Consider the following 19501-nt stretch of genomic DNA (forward strand, 5'->3'; position numbering starts at 1 on the left):
AAGATGGGATAAGACAAGGGAATCCTGTGCATAATCAAAAGAAAAACTTACCCCTGTAACCGATTATAATGAATAACCTATGACTGAAAAGAATACTCCCATCTTATCTCCCGAATATCTCGATTTCAGAAACGAGATAACCTCCCGCATCCGGTCGCCCCAATACGAGGCATTGAAGGCCGTAAACAAAGAGATGATCGCCCTGTATTGGGAAATCGGCAGGCGGATTACCGAACAACAAGCGGCCTTGGGCTGGGGAAAATCCGTCATGGAGAACCTTTCGCGGTACATACAAAAGGAGTTTCTGGGTATAAAGGGATTCGGTGTTTCCAACATGTGGGACATGGCCCGTTTTTATACCGAATACCGGTCGAATGAAATTCTCCAACCGTTAGTTGGAGAAATTAGCTGGTCGAAGCACATCGTCATTCTGACCAAGTGCAAAGAGATGCAACAACGGCAATTCTACATCTTGTCAACCAAGAAATACGGCTGGACGAAAGATGTACTTATCAACAAGATAGAAGCAAAGACCTACGAAAATTATCTGCTCGGTCAGAGCAACTTCGACATGACCTTGCCGGAGAAGATAAAGAACCAGGCCATACTTGCCCTGAAAGACGAATATACATTCGACCTTGTGGGCCTTTCGAAAGAACATTCCGAATACGAACTGGAACAAGCGATTATAAAGAATATCCGCGCGTTCCTCATGGAGTAGCGAGATATTCAGTTTTTTCTAACTGAAAGTGAGTACAGAAATGTTATCATAGCATGGCAGAGACTATTTGTCAATCCACTCTTTTAGCCGTTGAGCCTTCTCTTTACTAACGGTTATTTTTGTGTTCGGATACCCTTTTAAGCGGACAATAAGTTTCCCTCCGAAATAATTAGAAAGAAACAATACGTATTCTATGTTAATTATGTATTGGCGGTTGGCACGGAAGAAGCAATCAGGATTGAGTTGCTGTTCGAGTTCGTCCATTGACATATTGACAACTTCTGAAGTTCCATTATTAAGACGAAGGTATACCGTCTTGTTTTCGGTTTCGATATGGTTGATGTCCGAAACACGTACGGTCTTATACCCGTCACGATAGGGCAACAGGAAACGTTCCCGATAGCGGAACTGGTTCTTCTGCAACGAATCGAAAAGCTGCCGGAGATTTTCGTCAGCATAATTCTTGCCAGCTTTGGTAGCTTTATCTATGGCAGCTTCAAGTTCATCGGCATCCAAAGGCTTCAGAAGATAGTCAAAGCTATTGAACTTGAAAGCCTGTACCGCATATTCATCGTATGCGGTGGTGAATATGATTGGAACGGTTGCCGGAGCATATTTAAGCGCTTCAAAACTCAGGCCGTCAGTAAGGCGGATATCCGCAAGGATGAGGTCTGTTGTTTTGCCTGATTGGAAAAAATCGACCGCCTCTTTGATATTTGTAAGTGGTCCTTCAATTATAAACGTCGTATCAATGTCGTTCAGCAATCTAATGAGACGCATGGCATTGCGCTGTTCGTCTTCAAGAATCAGTATCTTCATAGGGACTGTTTTTTTATGATGGGCAAACTCACCGAATAGAAGTTCTCGGCATTTTCTATCTTGACTTTTTTATCGCAGAGCAACGAATAACGCTCTATTATGTTTTTATGACCCAAGCCGGTCGATTCCATTTTTGAGAGCAAGGAAGATTTAAGGTTGCGCACTGTGATATAGTCGTCAGACAACGTGATGTCAATAAACAACGGATTTTCCATCGAAAAACCGTTATGCTTTATTGCATTCTCCACAAGAAGTTGCAACACGGCCGGGGGAAGGTATCCTTTGCATTCTTTCAGTTCGAGGCTGATGTTCGTGACGACCCCTCCGACGTGGCGCACCTGCATCAGATACAAGTATGATTCAAGGAACTTTATCTCATCTCTGACGGGAATCAGATTCCGGTCCAGATTGGTGATGATGTACCGGTACACTTTCGACAGGTTACTCAGGAACTTGCCGGCAAGTTTGGTATCTTCCTCTATCAATTCCAGCAGGTTGTTGAAGTTGTTGAACATGAAGTGCGGATTAATTTGCAGCTTCAGCGAGTTGAGTTGCGACTGTAAGGCAATCTCCTTCTCCTTCATCAGTGCCATTTCAAGAGCCTGCTTCTCATCGCGCGCCCTGATGTATGACTGGAGGAAGAATGTGTTGGCATAAACGCTTGATATGAAAGTGGCTATCATGGCAAAAGTGTAAGCCCCCTTCATGTTGATCAGTTCGTCAAGAAGCCCGTTGCCGGTTTCATCCCACAAAAGATTGAACAGAGATGTCATGCCGAACGCAACGAGGTTATTCAGCGTCAAAAGACAGGAAGCATAGACAATCACCCACACATAAGATGTTCTGAACGGCAAAATCTTAAAAACAAGGTAAGAGAACCCCAAGGATATGTAGGTAAAGAGCATACACAACAAAAAATCGACGACATAATCGACTGTCGCCATTCCCGGTAATTGGTTGGCGGTTTCGTCATCAAGAATTAACCATATAATAAGGTAGAGGATATAGGAAACGAGCGATAGCAGGAAGCCGTTCCGCCAGTTCATTATTTTTACATTTTCTTTGATCATATTTGGTTGCAAAGTTACTTCATGTTGCAAAGGTACGACTTTGCTTTTTCATTTGATAGGTCGAAACCGGATGAAACAGACAAAACAGCAGTTGAAACAGATAAAAGGAGTGTCGAGACAGATGGTTCTATCATTTATACTGTATTCGATGCTTGCATAATGAACGTAGATTGCCAAAACAGGGTATGATTTTGGTAATCTGTAGGAAGGTGACGCATCAAGAAGCATGGCTTAACTGCCCAAAGATGTGCATCTTTGAAAAGAGCATTTACAATGACATTTCAGAAGCCATTTTAGCTGTTTTATAAATGTTTTTTTCCGTTTCGACTGCATGCCGGTTGTCGGCAAATTGGGTATGGAATATCTTTGCAGCCAAAATTGGCGACTTATGATTATTGAAACAGAACACCTTATCATCAGAGATTTTCAGGAGAAGGATGCCGTTGGTTTGCTGGAATACCTCTCCCATCCGCGTGTCAACTGCTTCGTGAGCGAACGCTTGTGCTCTGAAGAGTCTGCACTGGCTTATATATCCAATACTCCAAAGGAGTTGCTGCGCTATGCCGTGTGCCTGAAGGAAGACGATTTCATAATCGGTGATGTTTTTGCATTGCGTGAAGAAGCCGACACATTCAACGTGGGCTGGCATTTCAACCAACGCTTCGAGGGCAAGGGATTGGCGCATGAAGCGGCAACGGAATTTCTGGATTACCTTTTCCGTGAAGCAGGCGCACGTCGCATCTACGGCTTTGTGGAGGATGACAACCTGCGGTCGAAAAGATTGTGCGAACGTCTCGGAATGAGATATGAAGGATGCATGAAGGAATTCATATCGTTTGTGTGCCATCCCGATGGAACACCACGGTATGAGGACACCTGCATTTATGCGGTATTGAATAAGGAATGGAAAAACAATAAGAACAGATGATGAATAGAAGAACATGGATAGCCGGCATCACGGTAACAAGCCTGCTGGCTGCATTATTGACAGCCTGCAAACAAGAACAGAGGGAACAGGAAATGAGACAGACATTGCCCGTCATGGTGGTTTCTTCCCGGGCAGTTGAATTTCAAGAAAGTTATTCCGCCTCCATCCGTGGGCGGCAGGATGTGGACATAGTACCCCAAGTGTCGGGCCGTATCACCCGCCTGTGTGTGAAAGAAGGGGAGCAGGTTAAGACGGGACAAGTGCTTGCCGTCATCGACCAAGTGCCCTATCAGGCAGCCTTGCGCACCGCACAGGCAAACGTCAGCGCAGCACAGGCAAAAGTGGAAACGGCACGGATCGAGCTGCAAGGCAAGCAAGCCTTGTTTGATGAGAAAGTCATATCCGATTACGAACTCTCTCTTGCCCGCAACGGGCTGGCGGTAGCACTTGCCGAACTCGAACAGGCAAAGGCTCAGGAAACGGATGCCCGCAACAATCTCTCCTATACCGAGATAAAAAGTCCCAGCAACGGAGTGGTAGGCACGCTTCCTTTCCGCATCGGCGCACTTGTCAGTCCCGGCATGACGCAGCCCTTCACGGTAGTTTCCGACAATGCGGAAATGTACGCCTATTTCTCCGTCTCCGAAAACAAGCTGCGTCAGTTCAGGACACAATACGGTTCCATAGACAAGATGATTTCCCAAATGCCGGAAGTCGGCCTGCAACTGAATGACGGCACGTTCTACGGACGGAAGGGACGCATAGAGACTGTCAGTGGCGTGGTCAATGCCACCACCGGGGCGGTGCAAATCAAAGCCCGCTTCCCCAACCCCGACCGTGAGCTGCTGAGCGGCACCATCGGCAATATCGTCCTGCAAGGAGTGGATGCGGATGCCATCCTGCTGCCCAAGACCGCCACCGTGGAATTGCAGGACAAGATTATCGCCTACCGCCTCAGAAACGGAAAGGCCGAAGCAGCCTACCTGACCGTGGACCGTCTGAACGATGGTAACCACTTCGTGGTGAAGCAAGGTGTGTCCGTGGGCGACACCATCATCACCGAAGGGGTAGGACTTGTAAAGGAAGGAATGATTGTTACACCTAAAAACGTAACCCCATGAATCTACGATTTTTCATAGACCGCCCGGTATTCTCGGGCGTTATTTCCGTGGTGATTGTCTTGATGGGACTCATCGCCATCAAAGTGCTCCCGGTGGAGCAATATCCCGACATTGCACCGCCTACTGTCAACGTGTTCTGTACCTATCCCGGTGCGAATGCCGAAACCGTGCAGAAAGCGGTAATCGTCCCGCTTGAGGAAGCCATTAACGGAGTGGAGGACATGATCTACATGACCTCTACCGCATCCAACACGGGCGATGCTTCCATCAACATCTATTTCAAGCAGGGTGCCAACGCGGACATGGCGGCGGTGAACGTGCAGAACCGTGTGAATGGCGCGTTAAGCCAGCTTCCGGCGGAAGCCACCAAAAGCGGCGTCACGACAGAGAAACAGCAGAATGCCGAGCTGATGACTTTCGCGCTTTACTCACCCGACGACCGTTTCGACCAGACTTTCCTGAACAATTACATGAAAATCAATGTCGAGCCACGGGTGAAACGTATAGGCGGTGTCGGAAAGGCACAGCTGTTCGGCTCGAACTACAGTATGCGTTTGTGGCTCAAACCGGACAAGATGGCGGGGTACGGGCTTATCCCGGATGATATTTCGGCGGTATTGGCACGGCAGAACATTGAGGCCGCCACCGGTTCTTTCGGACAGAACTCCGACGGGGCAAACGAGTACACGATGAAATACCGGGGCAGGCTCTCGACTGCGGAAGAGTTCGGCGAACTGGTGGTCAAGTCCCTGCCCGGCGGCGATGTATTGCGATTGAAAGAGGTCGCGGATATAGAGCTGGGCGATGAGTATTACAATTATTCATCCGAAGTGAACGGACATCCGGCAGCCATGATGATGATAAACCAGAAATCCGGTTCGAACGCATCAAGCACCATCAATGAGATACACGAGGTACTCGATGACCTCAGCCGCGATTTGCCCGAAGGGGCAGAGTTTGTGGTGCTTACCGACACCAACAAGTTCCTGAATGCCTCCATCCATTCTGTCATCAGGACGCTTATCGAGGCGATACTTTTAGTCATCGTGGTGGTGTATGTGTTCTTACAGGACATCAAGTCCACGCTGATTCCCACGATTTCTATCTTCGTGTCCATCATCGGAACGTTTGCCGTAATGTCACTGATAGGCTTTTCCATCAACCTGCTTACGCTTTTCGCCCTTGTGCTTGCCATAGGCACGGTGGTGGACGATGCCATCGTGGTGGTGGAAGCCGTGCAGGCGAAGTTCGACGAGGGGTATCAGTCTCCGGTGCTTGCCGCCGATGATGCCATGAAGGGCGTGTCGTCGGCCATTCTGACCTCCACCCTTATTTTCATGGCGGTGTTCTTCCCTGTGGGCATGATGGGCGGTACTTCAGGGGCGTTCTATACGCAGTTCGGTATCACGATGGCGGTTGCCGTGGGCATTTCGGCCATCAATGCCTTCACCCTTTCTCCGGCATTGTGCGCCCTGCTGCTGAAGCCTTACATTGACGAGCACGGGAACACGAAGAACAACTTCGCGGCACGCTTCCGCAAGGCATTCAATGCGGTTTTTGACCGTTTGAGCCGTCGTTATGTGCGCGGTGTGCTATATGTCATTCATCGCAGGTGGCTGCTGTGGGGCACTATCGCGGTATCGTTCGGGCTGTTGGTGCTTTTTGTCAATACGACCAAGACCGGACTTATTCCTGAAGAAGATACAGGCACGGTCATGGTCAGCATGAACACGAAACCCGGTACATCCATGGCGCAGACCGGCAAAACCCTAAAACGTATAAACAGCCGTCTTGACAGTATCGCAGAGATTGAATACAACGGTACTGTGGCAGGCTTTTCTTTCAGTGGCTCGGGACCTTCGCAGGCCATGTCTTTTCTCACTCTCACGGATTGGGACGAGCGCAAAGGGGAAGGGCAGTCGGTGAACGATGTAATAGGCCGTATTTATGCCGCCACCGCCGATATTCCCGATGCCACCGTATTCGCCATGTCGCCCCCGATGATTGCCGGATATGGGATGGGCAACGGTTTTGAACTGTACTTGCAGGACAAAAACGCCGGAGACATAACCGCCTTCAGCCAAGTGACCGACCGGTTTGTGGAAGCGTTGTCGGGCAGACCGGAGATCGGTGAGGTCTATTCATCGTTCGCGGCTGATTATCCGCAATACTGGGTGGATATAGATGCTGCCAAATGCGAACAGTCCGGTGTGTCTCCTTCCGATGTCCTGTCAACACTCTCGGGATATTTTTCGGGAGAATATGTATCGAATTTCAACCGCTTCTCAAAACTGTACCATGTCACCATGCAGGCTCCTGCCGAATATCGCATGGACACCGAATCGTTGGACGGCATGTATGTCCGTACTTCCGACGGCTCCATGTCGCCGTTGAGCCATTTTGTCCGTCTTACCAAGACCAACGGTCCGTCGGACCTGACCCGCTTCAATATGTTCAATGCCATTTCCATCAGCGGGTCGCCGGCAACAGGATACAGTTCGGGACAGGTATTGAAGGCCATAAGGGAAACTGCCGACCACGTTCTCCCGTCAGGTTACACCTACGAGTTGGGAGGGTTGTCGCGCGAAGAAAGCAATACGACGAACAATGCCGTGTGGATATTCGTGCTGTGCATGGTCTTGATATACCTCATACTGTGTGCCCTCTATGAAAGCGTGTTCATCCCGTTTGCCGTGTTGCTGTCCGTGCCTTGCGGTTTGATGGGCAGCTTCCTGTTCGCGGGACTGTTCGGGCTGGAGAACAACATCTACATGCAGACCGGACTGATTATGATTATCGGGCTGCTTGCCAAGACAGCCATTCTGCTGACCGAATATGCCGGCAAGCGGCGGTCGGAAGGCATGACCCTCGCGCAGGCGGCATACAGTGCGGCAAAGGTTCGCCTGCGCCCCATCCTGATGACCGTATTGTCTATGGTGTTCGGACTCGTTCCGCTGATGATGGCTCATGGTGTGGGTGCCAACGGCAGCCGCTCGCTCGCCACGGGCGTAATCGGAGGTATGATAGTAGGTACGCTGGCACTGCTGTTCCTCGTACCGTCACTGTTCATCACATTTCAATATATTCAAGAACGGATTAAACGTAATTAAATGAAGAAGATCATCTTATTTACCATATCAACCTTGATGCTTACCGGCTGTGGCACATACAGCCGGTATCATCGGGCTGACATTCCGACAGAGAAGCTGTACCGGAATATCCCGGCTGGCATTGATACAACAACGCTTGCATCCATGTCATGGCGGGAGATGTTTACCGACCGTAAACTTCAGTTTTTGATTGAGACAGGACTCCGGCAGAATACCGACCTCAATGTGGCACGCCTGCGAGTGGAAGCGGCAGAAGCCGCCCTGATGACAGCCAGACTGTCGTACCTCCCTTCATTGGGAATCAGTGCGGAAGGCAGCGGAAACAAATATGACGGAGCTACGGCAAAGGCGTACAATGTGGGAGCGTCCGCAAGTTGGGAGCTTGAATTATTCGGCAAACTTACGGCAGCAAAGCGTGGTGCGGTTGCCGCATTGCAAGGAAGTCGTGACTACCGGCAGGCCGTACAGACACAGCTTGTCGCTACGATAGCGGACAGTTACTATACCCTCGCCCTGCTTGATGCGCAAAAGGTGATAAATCATCGGACTTTGGAAAACTGGCAGGCTACCGTGCGCACACTTGAAGCGTTGAAAAAGGTGGGCAAGGCGAATGATGCCGGTGTGTTGCAGGCAAGGGCAAACGTGATGCAGCTGGAATCATCGCAACTGGCTATATGCAAAAGTATCTCTGAGACAGAAAACGCCTTGTCGGCGATACTTGCCATGCCGTCGCACTCGATTGAGCGGAGCGATTTGGCAGAAGCGTCTTTCCCCGATACAATCTCTGTCGGAGTTCCTTTGCTGTTATTATCCAATCGTCCTGATGTTCGTCGGGCTGAAATGGAACTGGCTCAAGCGTTCTACGCCACCAATGTAGCCCGCTCGGCCTTCTACCCCAATATCACTCTTTCGGGTACATTGGGCTGGACCAACAATGGAGGCGGGGTAATCACCAATCCCGGACAGTGGCTGTTCAATGCAATCGCTTCGCTGACACAGCCGTTATTCAACCGTGGAACAAATATCGCTAATTTGAAAATTGCTCAAACCCGTCAGGAAGAAGCCAGATTGTTATACCAACAGTCATTACTGAACGCGGGGAAAGAGGTGAATGATGCCTTAACCGCATGGCAGACGGCAAAATCGCAATTTGAAATAAACACCCATCAGGTTGAAACCTTGCGTGAAGCTGTGCGAAAGACGGAACTGTTGATGCGCCATTCCGGTACCACCTATCTGGAAATATTAACTACCCAACAGTCACTCCTTGAAGCAGAGACAAACCGGTTGCAAACCAGCTTTGACCGCATACAGAGTATTATCAAACTTTATCATGCACTGGGAGGTGGAATATAAATTAGAATCGGGTATCGAAAATACCTTTTGACATTGATTACGGAATCAGAATTGCAATGGAAGTTATTAGTGGGACATGGAAAAGTTGTATCATTTTTGAGCTAAGCGATGGGGCTAAATGTCCGAGCAAATTACACAAATTGTTTCCTGAAGCCAATGCTCGTGTTATAAATCAGCAATTAAAGAAATTGGAAATGTATGGAATCATAGAGAAGAAAATATTTGCGGAACTTCCCCCACATTCCGAATACTCGATTACTCCGATAGGTGAAACCCTTTTGCCTATCATTGAGAAACTGGAAGAGTGGGGCAATTTCTTTCGTCCCAATATGGAAAAAATATTAGGAATGTCAGCAGACAAAATGTAATTCATTCCTTTGCTTATATATTACACAGTAATAAATTGCATAAATACATGAAAACAAGATATTTCGAGAAGACATTGAAACAGGTGAACGGCAGGTGCAAAGCTCCCGTGGCAGAGAAAACTGCCGGTTGTACAGGTATGTCGGAATAACCTTATCCCAATGAATATGGAAGCAAAGCTCTGGTTCATGGTTTTGTGCGGCCTTGCAGTCCTGCTGTCGTATCTTGCCGGTTTCTGGCGACGGAAGACTGCAGCTGCTGCGTTCGCAGCAGCACGCCGCTACCGCCAAAGAGCGCGACCGTTATTGCCGTCTGGCGGTACTGGCGGGCCATCGGGAAGCCTGCCTCATGTTCTGTTTCGCCCGTTCGGACTTTTTCGAGGACCATCAGCCGCTCAAGCCGTTCAAATCGCACGGAATAAAAGTCGCTTTCTATGGGTATTACTATCCTTCACGGTACGCCGACCTGATCGACGATGAACAGCGGGCGTTCTGCTGTTCCCTCTACCAGTTCAAAGAGGGCGAAAATCACGGTATCGAGTTTTTTAAGGCGTGCATGTCCGTCTTGAATTTGGCCGATGCCCCTTACCACATCCTGTTTATGCCGTGCAGCGACGAGTTCAAGTATGCCCGGCGATTCAAACGGCTCGACTGGTACATCACAACCCACCGGCCGGACCTAAGTTCGGGCTTATATGATGTCGATGTGTTCGAGTCACGCGACAGCTTGCACGAGGCGAAAGGCGGCGAAAACCGTATCCTCGAAAGGAACTACCGTATCACGGGGAATATCGAAGGGAAACAGATTATCATCGTGGACGACGTGCTGACAAGCGGACAGAGTATGGCCGACTACAAGGAGGAGATAGAAAGGTGCGGCGGCAAGGTGGTGGCGGCCATCTTCTATGGAAAAACCGTTACCCGGCCGCCTCTGCTTCTGATAAAGGCGCACGTGTGGGGTGGCTGCATCGTGAACAAAATCAAGGAACTGACGAAATGAAAGAATGACTATTGTTGAAATTCGTTTGAACATCATCGGGAAAAAGCCTTATCCTTTTTATCAAGGGGTGGTAGAAAGGGGACTTGAACACTTGGAAACGGTTTTGGAACATTGGAAAAAGAATATATGACATGGAAATAAAACTTATTACTTCTAACAAGAAACAATTCTTGGATTTGCTGTTGTTGGCAGATGAACAAGAAAGCATGATAGACAAATATCTGGAACGAGGTGAGATGTTTGCCCTCTATGATGACGGTCTGAAGGCTATCTCTGTAGTGACGTGTGAAGGAGAGGGTATTTACGAAATAAAAAACATAGCCGTTTGTCCCTCCTCCCAACGCAAAGGATACGGAAAACGGCTGGTTGATTATCTCTTTGGATACTATCAGGGCAGATGTTCCGTCATGCTTGTCGGTACGGGAGATACGCCATCTACACTCTCTTTCTACGAACATTGCGGCTTTCGTATCTCACACCGACTGAAAAATTTCTTCACGGATAATTACGATCATCCGATTTATGAGGATGGAAAGCTGCTTACCGACATGGTGTACTTGCGGAAAGATTTCTCTTAATTCATATTTTGAATGGAATCTCATTTTTCACATCATTTATTATAAGTGATTTGTGATTATTGAATTATATCTCTATTTTTGGAAACGTAATTTTAATTTTCCCGAAAAACCAAGAATAATAGGGACAAGTATTTTTAGTCATTACATTAAAACATTATAATTTATGAAGAAAATCGTATTGACTTGTGTCCTCGTTTTTTCAGCCTGCTGTGTGACCCTGTTTGCACAAAAGGACAAAAAAGAAAAGGAAACAGTGAAAATAGAATGTTGTTGCGAGGACTGTACCTGCCGCAAGTGTAAATGCGATACGGACTGCTCGGAATGCAGAGGTTGTCGCAAGAATGAAGAATGCAGAAGTTGCGTAGATTGTGATCATGAAGGTCGTTGCTGCGATTATCATCGTCATCACAAGAAACACAGAAGAGGCGGATGTTGCGGAGGATGTTAAACAATCGCTGCCCCAAATTATAAAAAGTGAGGTTGTTCACTTCAAACCGGCACAACCTCACTTTTTATGCGCAAAGAGGCGATGTCTCCGTATGCGGTCATTCCAACCAATGGAATCTTGAACAAAGCCTCCCAAATTTTCAACTGGCAATCCGTTTCTTTCAAATGCCGTTTTATCTCTCCGGTCCTGCATGAAAATAAACAGGGCGTTCTGCCGTATGCCATCGCATTTTGTGTAGAATCGGGTGTGCTCAATCTCCAAGAGACTTTCTTAAAAACAAGTTTTATTACTTGTTTCCTTTTCTCACCCTATATCCTGTCCACAGACACCATACGCATCCTCCTCCCACGAGGAAGACAAACACGTAAGTAGCCACGCTGCCTATGAACACCCGTCCGCTGTGTACTTCCAAAGCGAAGTTCCAAAGCGACATGGGTTGTGTGGAGAGTTCGCCGGGCTGGACAAGTGCATCCGTTCCCTCGTAATATTCCACCACGCATTCCTTTCCCTTGAAATCCGCACTGTAACCCGAAACGGCAAACTTGCCGAAAGGAGGACCGGCTGTATCTTCGGCTTCTTCTCCCGTGAAGTAGTCCGTTACCCAGCCCTGCTGTCTGTCCCAAACGAACAGGCCGCTGAACGAACCGGCCAGCCAGTTCCCCTGCTTATCCTTTTGCCAGACATTCAGCCCCATGACACTGACCGGGGGAGCTTCCTCCACCTTCACGGGAACGGCATCCGGTGAAGCCAGCGAATAAAAACCTTCGGAAGTGGAGAGCAGCCAGTCACCGCACATATCGTCATAGCGCACCATGCGCAGCTTGTCGTGCCAAGGATTAGGGCTGTCTAAGGAAGTGCCGGGCAGAGCGGGTGTCTTAGTCAGAGCCAACGGTATCATGACGGGTGGACGGAGACACCAGCCCGTAACGGCCACCAAGAGGGTCAGTATGATAGTGGTGCGTCCCAGCTTGTCGTGCCACAGCAGGGAGAGGCGTGTCCATCGGGCTTCGCCTTCCGTGTGCCGCCCGTGGCGGTGGCGGCGGCGCATGTCCTTGGGCAGCAGCCAGTAGGCAAGCCCCGTGAGGCACAGGAGAACCAGCACAACAGCCACCGCATCCACAACCAGCTTGCCTGCCGTGCCGAACAACTCCCCGCTATGCAACATCCACACCGTGCGGAAAAGCGTCACCTTCGGCTCGTAACCGTCGGGAACTTTCACCTGTATTTTCCGAAATCCGGCGTGAGAAGACGTGGAGAGATAGAGGTACGAACGTCCGGCAACTACCAGCGTGTCGCCCCGGACGGTGATGTCCGAAAGACGTTCTCCCTCGTCCAAAGGCAGGGGGATTTCTATCCAAGCCGTTCCGTCGTGGCGGTACAGGCCGAACTGGCCGGCGGCATACAGCGTACCGTCGGGTGTTTGCACTATGCCTTTCATGCTACGGTAGTCCGCCCCTTGGGAAAGTCCTTCGTTGAAGTCCGCAAAAGCCGAGGCGGCAGTGTCCGTGCGCCATACCCCGGCTGCACCATAGGCCAGTATATGAGCCACGGAATCCTTGTCCGTATAGCGCAGCGTTCCCCTCAGCAGCCCGCCGTTCCATGCTTCGAAACGATAACCCGCAGGCAGCCACTTCCGGCTGACGTTGATGTCGGCCACCGCTTCACGATGATTCAGCACAATACCGCTCCAACAGAACATGAGCATGAAGAAGCAGAACAGCAACCCGAACCATTTATGATGTTTCCTCCAAGTTATCCGTTTCATGATTTATCTTTTATTGTCGTTTTACATCCGCAGTTTTCTTTCGTCTGTCACAAGCGAGATAAAGCCCGGTTACTGCAAACGAAACCAGAATCAACGCGATTTCCTGCACATGTCCTTGTGGATTTGCCCATAGCCCGTTCAGCAGGTGAATCCGGTCGAAGACCTCTACCGCGATCCAGAAGATAATTACGGTGGCGAAACCGAAACGCAGGCTCATGCCCCACGAAGCATAACGCAACAGCTTGGCGAACATGAACAGCGAACCGATGAAGCCCAGCATCCCGACAAGCAATGTCACCGGATGATGGTCACCAAAAAAACGCTCATCGTAGCAGAACATCAGCACCAAGTAGCACGTCCACAGCATGGTAATGACTTCCATAAAAGCGACAATGCTGGTATGGCGTGTCATGGGGCGTGCGGCGATTTCCTTCTTGTGCTTGCCGAAGAACAAGCGCTGCCACCAGTTCAGGAAATTGCAGCCGTTGGCAGTGCAGAACAGGTACAGCATCATCGTCATGGCCCAGAACCCGAATGTGGACGGAAGTATCAGGTATTCCGGCCGGCTGACAATCTCGCCCGTTACCGGGTCGAGCTGCGCCTGCGTGCCGAAACGGTTGGCATAGTACATAAACAGGAAGTCGATGGCGCCCATCCAGTAAAACATACCGCCGAACAAACCCAACAGCGTTTGTTTGACGTCGCCTTTTATGAATACACCGATAATGACCATCAGCAAACCGAACAGCCCCATTCCCATACCGGCATAGAACTGTTCCACCCCCGCCGTACCGTCTTTCAGCGCACGTGCCAGGATGTGTGTCAGCGGCATGGCAACCAATGTCACAGCGATGGAGACAAACGCTTTAAGCCAGTGCCTTTTTCTCTCTTTTGTTGCTGCCATATCCGGTTTTCTTTATTGGGAAACGGCATTCTTTTTCTTCGCACCCATATACCACAGGTAAACAGCCAGTACAAGGAACGCTGCCAGTATGATAATCATTTCCGTCTTATGCCCCATAGGGTCTACCCATATCTCGCTCAACAAATCCATACGGCCAAGGATCTCAATCGGTGTCCAGAACACGATAACGGTAGCGATTGCCATACGGATGTTGGCCCCCCACGCAGAAAGGCGCAACTGTTTGGCGAAGATAAAGAACGAGCCGATAAAGCATCCGACCCCCACCAACAGTGTCACCGGATGATTCTCGCCCAGGAATACATCATCGTAGCAGAACATCAGCAACAGGTAGGAAGTCCACAGCAACATCATCAGTTCCATGAATGTGACGATACTCGTGTGGCGCGTCATGGGGCGGGCGGCGATGTCGTTCTTCTTACCACGGAAGAGCAACCGTTGCCACCAGTTGATGAAGTTGCATCCGTTCTTTGTACTGAACAGGTACATTACCATAATCATCATCCAAAAACCGAACGAGGCGGGCAGTATGAGATATTCGGGACGGGTTACGATTTCACCCGTCACAGGGTCGAGTTCCGGCTGCGTGCCGAAACGGTTGGCAAAATACATGAAGAGAAATTCCACCCAGCCTGTCCAGAAGAGCAGACCGCCGAAGAATCCCCAGAGTGTTTGGCGCGTATCTCCTTTGGCGAATACGCCGACAATCACCATCGCCATACCTACCGCGCCCATGACAAAGGCCGAATAGTGCAGAACGGTCTCGCTCATCAGATGCTCCATGATAATCATCAGCCCGTGCCCCAAAGGCATGGTAAACAATACCATGAGGAAAGAAGCGATGGCTTTCCACCAATAGCGCCGTTTGGCGGCAGGAGGTGTTACATTTGTTGTTTCAGTGGTCGTTACGTTAGTCTTTTCCATATTCCATTAATTTACGTTTGATACGTTTCTTGTAGAATACTATAATAATTGCCGCAGCAACCAGCATGGCGGCGTGCAGCGTAATTGTAAACTCCCAAGTGGGAGCATTGGGGCTGTCCCCGTACTTGTCTGCCATGACGAAGTGGGCGACCGTTATCGCCGTCAGGAAGACGATAACTGTCGGCCATTTCACCCACCGCCGGTTGCAGAAGCGCATAAAGCGCACGAATTGTCCCATCATACTTTCCGTCATTTCAATTCGTCGCAATAGTAACTGATTCTCCCGCCTTCATCACCGATTTCCACGTTGGCATCGTACCAACTGATAATCTGTATCTTGAAGTACCTCTCTCCGTCGGCGGTACGCACCACATACGTGTGGAACGAAGGGGTGTATGTGGGGGGAGGCCCGGAGAAGCTCATGGCCTGCGACAGCAGCGGGTTGGCATTGGTCTCGGTCGTGGCAGGACCGTTGTTGGGGTCGAACCACGGGTTGGCATCGAAGTCCAGATTGTTTTCCACAAGGTAATGGTTCCAGTCGTTCTGCGACATGGTGACGCGCACGTCGTCCGTGTCAACGACCCATTCCAAGTCGGAAGGCAGTTGTGAAACGCTCGTCCAGTCATCGTAACCGCCATAGCCCAAGTCGGCGGCACCGCCCTGACCGATGCCGCTCGTACCCGAATTGGTACGCATGGTATAGCCGCAGAAAGCCAGATCCCAGTCCGTGCGGTTGATTTGTTCGCCTTCCTTGATGTCCTTGTTCACGGTGTAAGTGTTGAATGACTCTCCCGTGCGGAGGTTGAAGTATATCCAGTCGTTCGTCACCCCTGTGGAATAGCCCGACTTGCGGGGCAGCGTCTTGCCCGTAAAGGGCTGTATGTCGTCATAGTCCACGCAGGAGAACATCGTGAGACAGCCCAGCAGGAGGCTTACCGTTTTGAATAATCCCATACGTTTCATTGTCGTATATTTAATCATTTCTTTTTCCTTAAAGAGTTAATCACATCGTCCAGCATAAATTCCAACTGCACCCATCCGCGTGTTCCCGGCGTGGCGGGCACGTTGAACATCGTGATGCCCGAACCGAGGGTTTTCGGCACGTAGTTGAAGATGTTGTCCACACCGAGCGTCAGTTTTACCTTATTGTAGAAGGTCTGCGACACCGACAGGTTGCACAGCACGTATTGCGGCAGGTCGCAACGGAAGTAGGCGTCATAGCTCTTGTTGTCCTCTTCCACGAACACGCGGTCCTGCACGTCGAACTTCTTGCGTCCCATGTACGAGGCGCTGAACACGGCGTTCAACCGGTAGTTCTTCTTCGTGAACTTGTAGTCCAGACTGGCCGTGGCGGCATGGGGAGAGGTGGTGTTCACCTGTATGCCCTCGTTCTTGCTCACGTTCACGAAGCTGTACGTCCCGTTCAGCGTCAGGCAGTCCAGCACGTGCCAGCGCAGCAAGGCTTCCAGCCCCAGAAGGCGTTGCTTGCTCAAATTGGTGTACTCGAAGTTGTACTGCATGTCGTAGATGCGCCATACGCCCTCGATTTTATCACGGAAATAGTTGCCGTAGGCCGTACCGGACAGGAACAGGCGGTCGTTGCTGTACTCGGCTCCCAGCGAGAAATAATTGTTCTTTTCCGGTTGCATGTTCTCGTTTCCGCGGATCATGAACATGCCCAAATGGTCCCAGTTGAAGAAGAGTTCCTTGATACTCGGAGAACGGTATCCCATCGAATAGTTGGCGCGGATGCTCCACCGTTCGTTGGGCGAATACTTGGCGGCAATCTTGGGCATCCCCATGAAACCGAACGCCTTCGAGAAGTTGGTACGCAGTCCGGCAGATACCATCCACTTGGGGTTGATGGTCCACTCGTCCTGCAAGAAATACTCCGTTTCTTTCAAGGCGCGGGTTTTCAGATCGTGGTTGGCATTGCCGGAGAAACGGTCGGAGGTCAGTTCGTCCGACGTATGTTCCACACCGAAGATCAGGCTGTGCCCGTCGAAGTAGTTGCTCGTGATGGTCAGGCGCGGCTGCCAGATGCTACTCTCGTAGTCCTTGTTGCGCGTGTCGATGCGCTCGTGCCGCTTGAAGCGGTCGTAAAAGTCGGCATGAAGGCTACCCGTAACGCTGAACCAGTCCTTCACGTGGTAGGTCAGCTTGGCTCCCGCCGTCCAGTCACGCGCCTGGCTGAAAGTCATGTCCTGTATCAGGTCATACGTGTTCATGAAGAAGGTGCTCCCGTAAACCAAGACCGAGAGGTCATCGGTCGGGTCGTAATACAGTTTTTGGGAAACCGTGATATGCTCCTTGCCCTCGATGCCCATCGGCGGACGTGAGGACGAGTTGACCACGGTGATGTCGTGCGGAAGGAAGGGATTGGCCTCCTGCGTGTAGACCTTCTTGTCATTCTCCGCCTGATACATGTAGAACGCATCCGAGGAACTGTACCATGCGTCGGTCTGCGAGGTTACTTTCCCCGCCTTGAATCCGGCAGATACCCAGCCTTGCAGGTTGGGGCGGTCGGCATTCTTCTCGAACATATACAAAAAATCCTTCGGTTGCGGATTCTTGTAATTGCGCTCGTTCATCTGTCCGTAGCGCACACCTGCGTCGATGGAAAGCGGTTTGGTCGTTTTCTTCGTGATAAGGTTGATTACCGCACCGGCGGCACGCGAGCCGTACAGCGTACTGCTGGCTCCTTTTACAATCTCGATACGGTCGATGGCGTGCAGGTTGAAACGCTCGTAGTCGAGATTCCCGGCCATGTCGCCCGTCATGCGCTCGCCGTCCATCAGGAACAGCACGTGGCGGGCGTCGAGCCCCTGCATGGAGATTTCGTTTCCGAAGCCCACCTTCTGGATATTCAGACCGGGAGTTTCCTGCTGCAATGCCTGTTGCAGGTTGCTGTATCCGGCTTCGACCAACTGCTTGCCGCCCAAGACTTGCGTCGTAACGGGCGACATCTTGATGGGTCGCGCTGTACGCGAACCGGTGACGACTACCTCGTTCAGTCCCAAATGATCCTCTTCCAGATAGACGGTCTTCTCGGTTTCGGTCGCTTCTATCTTTCCTGTTGCCGGAACAAAACCGACATAGGATATTTTGTAATAATACGTTTTCTTGGAGGGGATTTTCAGTTCCGCCAGCCCGTCCACATTCGTGACGCTCCCCTGCAGGTTTTGCAACGCTTCGTTATCGGCATAGACCACAGTGGCCGCGATGACCGGCTGTTCCGTCCCTTTCTCCAGAACTTTGAGCTTTACTTTACGTTGTGCCTGGGCATTCATACATGCCAGTAAGACACAAAATAAGATGGCTGTTATTCTTTTCATCTGTCTATCATCAAAACATGTTATTCTACACAAAAAAGAGGGAAAGCCGTGTGTCTTACGGTCTTTCCTTCTTTCCTGCAATCGAAAGGTCAAGCCTTGCCCTGTTCTTTCTTGGCTTCTTCCAAGTCTTTTTCGTACTGGGCAAATTCTTCTTCAAAGCGGTCGATACGGCTCTTGTCGATTTCTTGCAGGAAGGTTTCGGTGCGCACGTTCATCATGTTGTAGTCCACGATGAACTCCACTTGCTTGGTGTCCACGTTCAGGAAACCATCTACACGGGCGCCGCTCCCTTCCTGGTTGTCCGCAGCGTCATCGCCGCTCGTGGTGACATTTCCGTCCGTTCCCACGAACTTCACCCAACCGCTGCCGGGGTATTCATCCTTTTCCCAACTGTTGAGTTGCATAAACTTCGTTGCACAGCGGAAGGTGATGGCGAAGGGCATGGCGCCCACGGTGAAGTCGCTCAGGTCGAGCACCATCGTGCCGTCTTCCCGCCAAGAAAAGTTGAATTTGGTGGGGCAACCGCTTTCCAACAGCGTCTTGTCCACACCGCTCATTGTAGCACGGGTTGAGAGCACGAGGTCTCCTACAAGGATTTCCTTCGCCTTATCAATATATTCCTGTGCAGGTGGCTCATTGGTAAGTGAATCGTCACTTTCACACGAACTTAATCCGATTACTGTTGCCATAAGAAGGCTGAATAAAAAGTATAACTTTTTCATTTTGCTTATATAATTTACTTGTTTTGTAATCCATAATTGTTTCCTGTTCATTACCCTTGCCTGCGTGTATTCCGCAAAGGGTATGTAAAGTCATGGTTTTTACATGATTAAAGGCAGGCTTTTTCCGATGGCAAAGTCTGTCTTTGATGTGTACCGCATGTAGGCTTCAGAAGCGGTTCAGGCGGTTTGGATAATTTTGTTTCCTCGCCGTCGGTTGCATACCGGAAGTGTTTTTAGCGGCATAGCAGCCTTGCTGACAGGATAATGGTGTCTTCCCCATTGGGTGAGGTGAATATATTGTGATAATTTTTTCTTAG

Annotated in this window: 16 protein-coding genes and 2 pseudogenes; 8 read left to right on the forward strand and 10 right to left on the reverse strand. The window is 50.1% G+C overall.

Annotation, left to right across the window (positions count from 1 at the left end; translation table 11 throughout):
• Window positions 1-79: 79 nt before the first annotated feature.
• Window positions 80-718: pseudogene (locus H8S52_RS01775) on the forward strand (DUF1016 N-terminal domain-containing protein); the annotation flags it as partial.
• 66 nt (window positions 719-784) lie between these two features.
• Here H8S52_RS01775 and H8S52_RS01780 read toward each other — a convergent pair.
• Complete coding sequence (locus H8S52_RS01780) at window positions 785-1540, reverse strand: LytTR family DNA-binding domain-containing protein (protein WP_007569354.1); 756 nt, start codon at window positions 1538-1540, stop codon at window positions 785-787.
• Window positions 1537-2586 carry a sensor histidine kinase gene (locus tag H8S52_RS01785; RefSeq protein WP_226794729.1) on the reverse strand — a complete coding sequence of 350 codons (1050 nt, stop codon included), beginning with the start codon at window positions 2584-2586 and terminating at the stop codon, window positions 1537-1539. Before H8S52_RS01785 ends, H8S52_RS01780 begins: the two co-directional genes overlap by 4 nt.
• A gap of 412 nt (window positions 2587-2998) precedes the next feature.
• On the opposite strand from H8S52_RS01785, the gene H8S52_RS01790 reads away from it, so the two are divergent.
• From H8S52_RS01790 to H8S52_RS01820, 7 genes and pseudogenes are all read left to right on the forward strand, one after another.
• Window positions 2999-3538 (forward strand): GNAT family N-acetyltransferase, encoded by a 540-nt coding sequence (locus H8S52_RS01790; RefSeq protein ID WP_171059046.1) that lies wholly within the window; start codon window positions 2999-3001, stop codon window positions 3536-3538.
• The gene (locus tag H8S52_RS01795) at window positions 3535-4659 is read left to right on the forward strand and encodes an efflux RND transporter periplasmic adaptor subunit (protein ID WP_007569358.1); all 1125 of its coding nucleotides are present in this window, start codon (window positions 3535-3537) and stop codon (window positions 4657-4659) included. Before H8S52_RS01790 ends, H8S52_RS01795 begins: the two co-directional genes overlap by 4 nt.
• A complete protein-coding gene (locus H8S52_RS01800) occupies window positions 4656-7769 on the forward strand; it encodes an efflux RND transporter permease subunit (protein WP_007569360.1) in 3114 nt (1037 codons plus the stop codon). The genes H8S52_RS01795 and H8S52_RS01800 overlap by 4 nt, the downstream gene beginning before the upstream one ends.
• Window positions 7770-9125 (forward strand): efflux transporter outer membrane subunit, encoded by a 1356-nt coding sequence (locus tag H8S52_RS01805; RefSeq protein ID WP_007569361.1) that lies wholly within the window; start codon window positions 7770-7772, stop codon window positions 9123-9125.
• A gap of 56 nt (window positions 9126-9181) precedes the next feature.
• The gene (locus tag H8S52_RS01810) at window positions 9182-9493 is read left to right on the forward strand and encodes a helix-turn-helix domain-containing protein (protein ID WP_007569362.1); all 312 of its coding nucleotides are present in this window, start codon (window positions 9182-9184) and stop codon (window positions 9491-9493) included.
• Window positions 9494-9658: 165 nt separating this feature from the next.
• Window positions 9659-10490, forward strand: a pseudogene (locus H8S52_RS01815) (phosphoribosyltransferase family protein).
• Between the two features lie 131 nt (window positions 10491-10621).
• Window positions 10622-11068, forward strand: coding sequence for an N-acetyltransferase (locus tag H8S52_RS01820; protein ID WP_007569366.1), 447 nt, complete (start codon window positions 10622-10624; stop codon window positions 11066-11068).
• Window positions 11069-11557: 489 nt separating this feature from the next.
• Here H8S52_RS01820 and H8S52_RS19795 read toward each other — a convergent pair whose 3' ends face one another.
• From H8S52_RS19795 to H8S52_RS01855, 8 genes are all read right to left on the reverse strand, one after another.
• Entirely contained in the window at window positions 11558-11740 is a 183-nt protein-coding gene (locus H8S52_RS19795) for a hypothetical protein (RefSeq protein ID WP_054349832.1), read from the reverse strand.
• Window positions 11741-11802: 62 nt separating this feature from the next.
• On the reverse strand, window positions 11803-13281 hold the full coding sequence (locus H8S52_RS01825) for a PepSY domain-containing protein (protein ID WP_007569370.1): 1479 nt from the start codon (window positions 13279-13281) through the stop codon (window positions 11803-11805).
• Between the two features lie 10 nt (window positions 13282-13291).
• Window positions 13292-14185 carry a hypothetical protein gene (locus H8S52_RS01830; protein ID WP_007569372.1) on the reverse strand — a complete coding sequence of 298 codons (894 nt, stop codon included), beginning with the start codon at window positions 14183-14185 and terminating at the stop codon, window positions 13292-13294.
• Window positions 14186-14197: 12 nt separating this feature from the next.
• Entirely contained in the window at window positions 14198-15127 is a 930-nt protein-coding gene (locus tag H8S52_RS01835) for a hypothetical protein (RefSeq protein WP_007569373.1), read from the reverse strand.
• On the reverse strand, window positions 15114-15368 hold the full coding sequence (locus H8S52_RS01840; RefSeq protein ID WP_225719307.1) for a hypothetical protein: 255 nt from the start codon (window positions 15366-15368) through the stop codon (window positions 15114-15116). The genes H8S52_RS01835 and H8S52_RS01840 overlap by 14 nt, the downstream gene beginning before the upstream one ends.
• Window positions 15369-15376: 8 nt before the next feature.
• On the reverse strand, window positions 15377-16090 hold the full coding sequence (locus H8S52_RS01845; protein WP_008655044.1) for an HmuY family protein: 714 nt from the start codon (window positions 16088-16090) through the stop codon (window positions 15377-15379).
• Between the two features lie 14 nt (window positions 16091-16104).
• Entirely contained in the window at window positions 16105-18462 is a 2358-nt protein-coding gene (locus H8S52_RS01850) for a TonB-dependent receptor (protein WP_008655042.1), read from the reverse strand.
• 89 nt (window positions 18463-18551) lie between these two features.
• A complete protein-coding gene (locus H8S52_RS01855) occupies window positions 18552-19184 on the reverse strand; it encodes a DUF4903 family protein (RefSeq protein WP_044301994.1) in 633 nt (210 codons plus the stop codon).
• Between the last annotated feature and the right edge of the window lie 317 nt (window positions 19185-19501).

This window comes from Bacteroides sp. NSJ-48, assembly GCF_014287405.1.
Classification (GTDB): Bacteria; Bacteroidota; Bacteroidia; order Bacteroidales; family Bacteroidaceae; genus Bacteroides; species Bacteroides stercoris.

Coding starts and splice junctions, on each gene's coding strand:
- H8S52_RS01780 (WP_007569354.1), bottom strand. CDS start 1,540: ATGAAGATACTGATTCTTGAAGACGAACAGCGCAATGCCATGCGTCTC.
- H8S52_RS01785 (WP_226794729.1), bottom strand. CDS start 2,586: ATGAACTGGCGGAACGGCTTCCTGCTATCGCTCGTTTCCTATATCCTC.
- H8S52_RS01790 (WP_171059046.1), top strand. CDS start 2,999: ATGATTATTGAAACAGAACACCTTATCATCAGAGATTTTCAGGAGAAG.
- H8S52_RS01795 (WP_007569358.1), top strand. CDS start 3,535: ATGATGAATAGAAGAACATGGATAGCCGGCATCACGGTAACAAGCCTG.
- H8S52_RS01800 (WP_007569360.1), top strand. CDS start 4,656: ATGAATCTACGATTTTTCATAGACCGCCCGGTATTCTCGGGCGTTATT.
- H8S52_RS01805 (WP_007569361.1), top strand. CDS start 7,770: ATGAAGAAGATCATCTTATTTACCATATCAACCTTGATGCTTACCGGC.
- H8S52_RS01810 (WP_007569362.1), top strand. CDS start 9,182: ATGGAAGTTATTAGTGGGACATGGAAAAGTTGTATCATTTTTGAGCTA.
- H8S52_RS01820 (WP_007569366.1), top strand. CDS start 10,622: ATGGAAATAAAACTTATTACTTCTAACAAGAAACAATTCTTGGATTTG.
- H8S52_RS19795 (WP_054349832.1), bottom strand. CDS start 11,740: ATGGCATACGGCAGAACGCCCTGTTTATTTTCATGCAGGACCGGAGAG.
- H8S52_RS01825 (WP_007569370.1), bottom strand. CDS start 13,281: ATGAAACGGATAACTTGGAGGAAACATCATAAATGGTTCGGGTTGCTG.
- H8S52_RS01830 (WP_007569372.1), bottom strand. CDS start 14,185: ATGGCAGCAACAAAAGAGAGAAAAAGGCACTGGCTTAAAGCGTTTGTC.
- H8S52_RS01835 (WP_007569373.1), bottom strand. CDS start 15,127: ATGGAAAAGACTAACGTAACGACCACTGAAACAACAAATGTAACACCT.
- H8S52_RS01840 (WP_225719307.1), bottom strand. CDS start 15,368: ATGATGGGACAATTCGTGCGCTTTATGCGCTTCTGCAACCGGCGGTGG.
- H8S52_RS01845 (WP_008655044.1), bottom strand. CDS start 16,090: ATGAAACGTATGGGATTATTCAAAACGGTAAGCCTCCTGCTGGGCTGT.
- H8S52_RS01850 (WP_008655042.1), bottom strand. CDS start 18,462: ATGAAAAGAATAACAGCCATCTTATTTTGTGTCTTACTGGCATGTATG.
- H8S52_RS01855 (WP_044301994.1), bottom strand. CDS start 19,184: ATGAAAAAGTTATACTTTTTATTCAGCCTTCTTATGGCAACAGTAATC.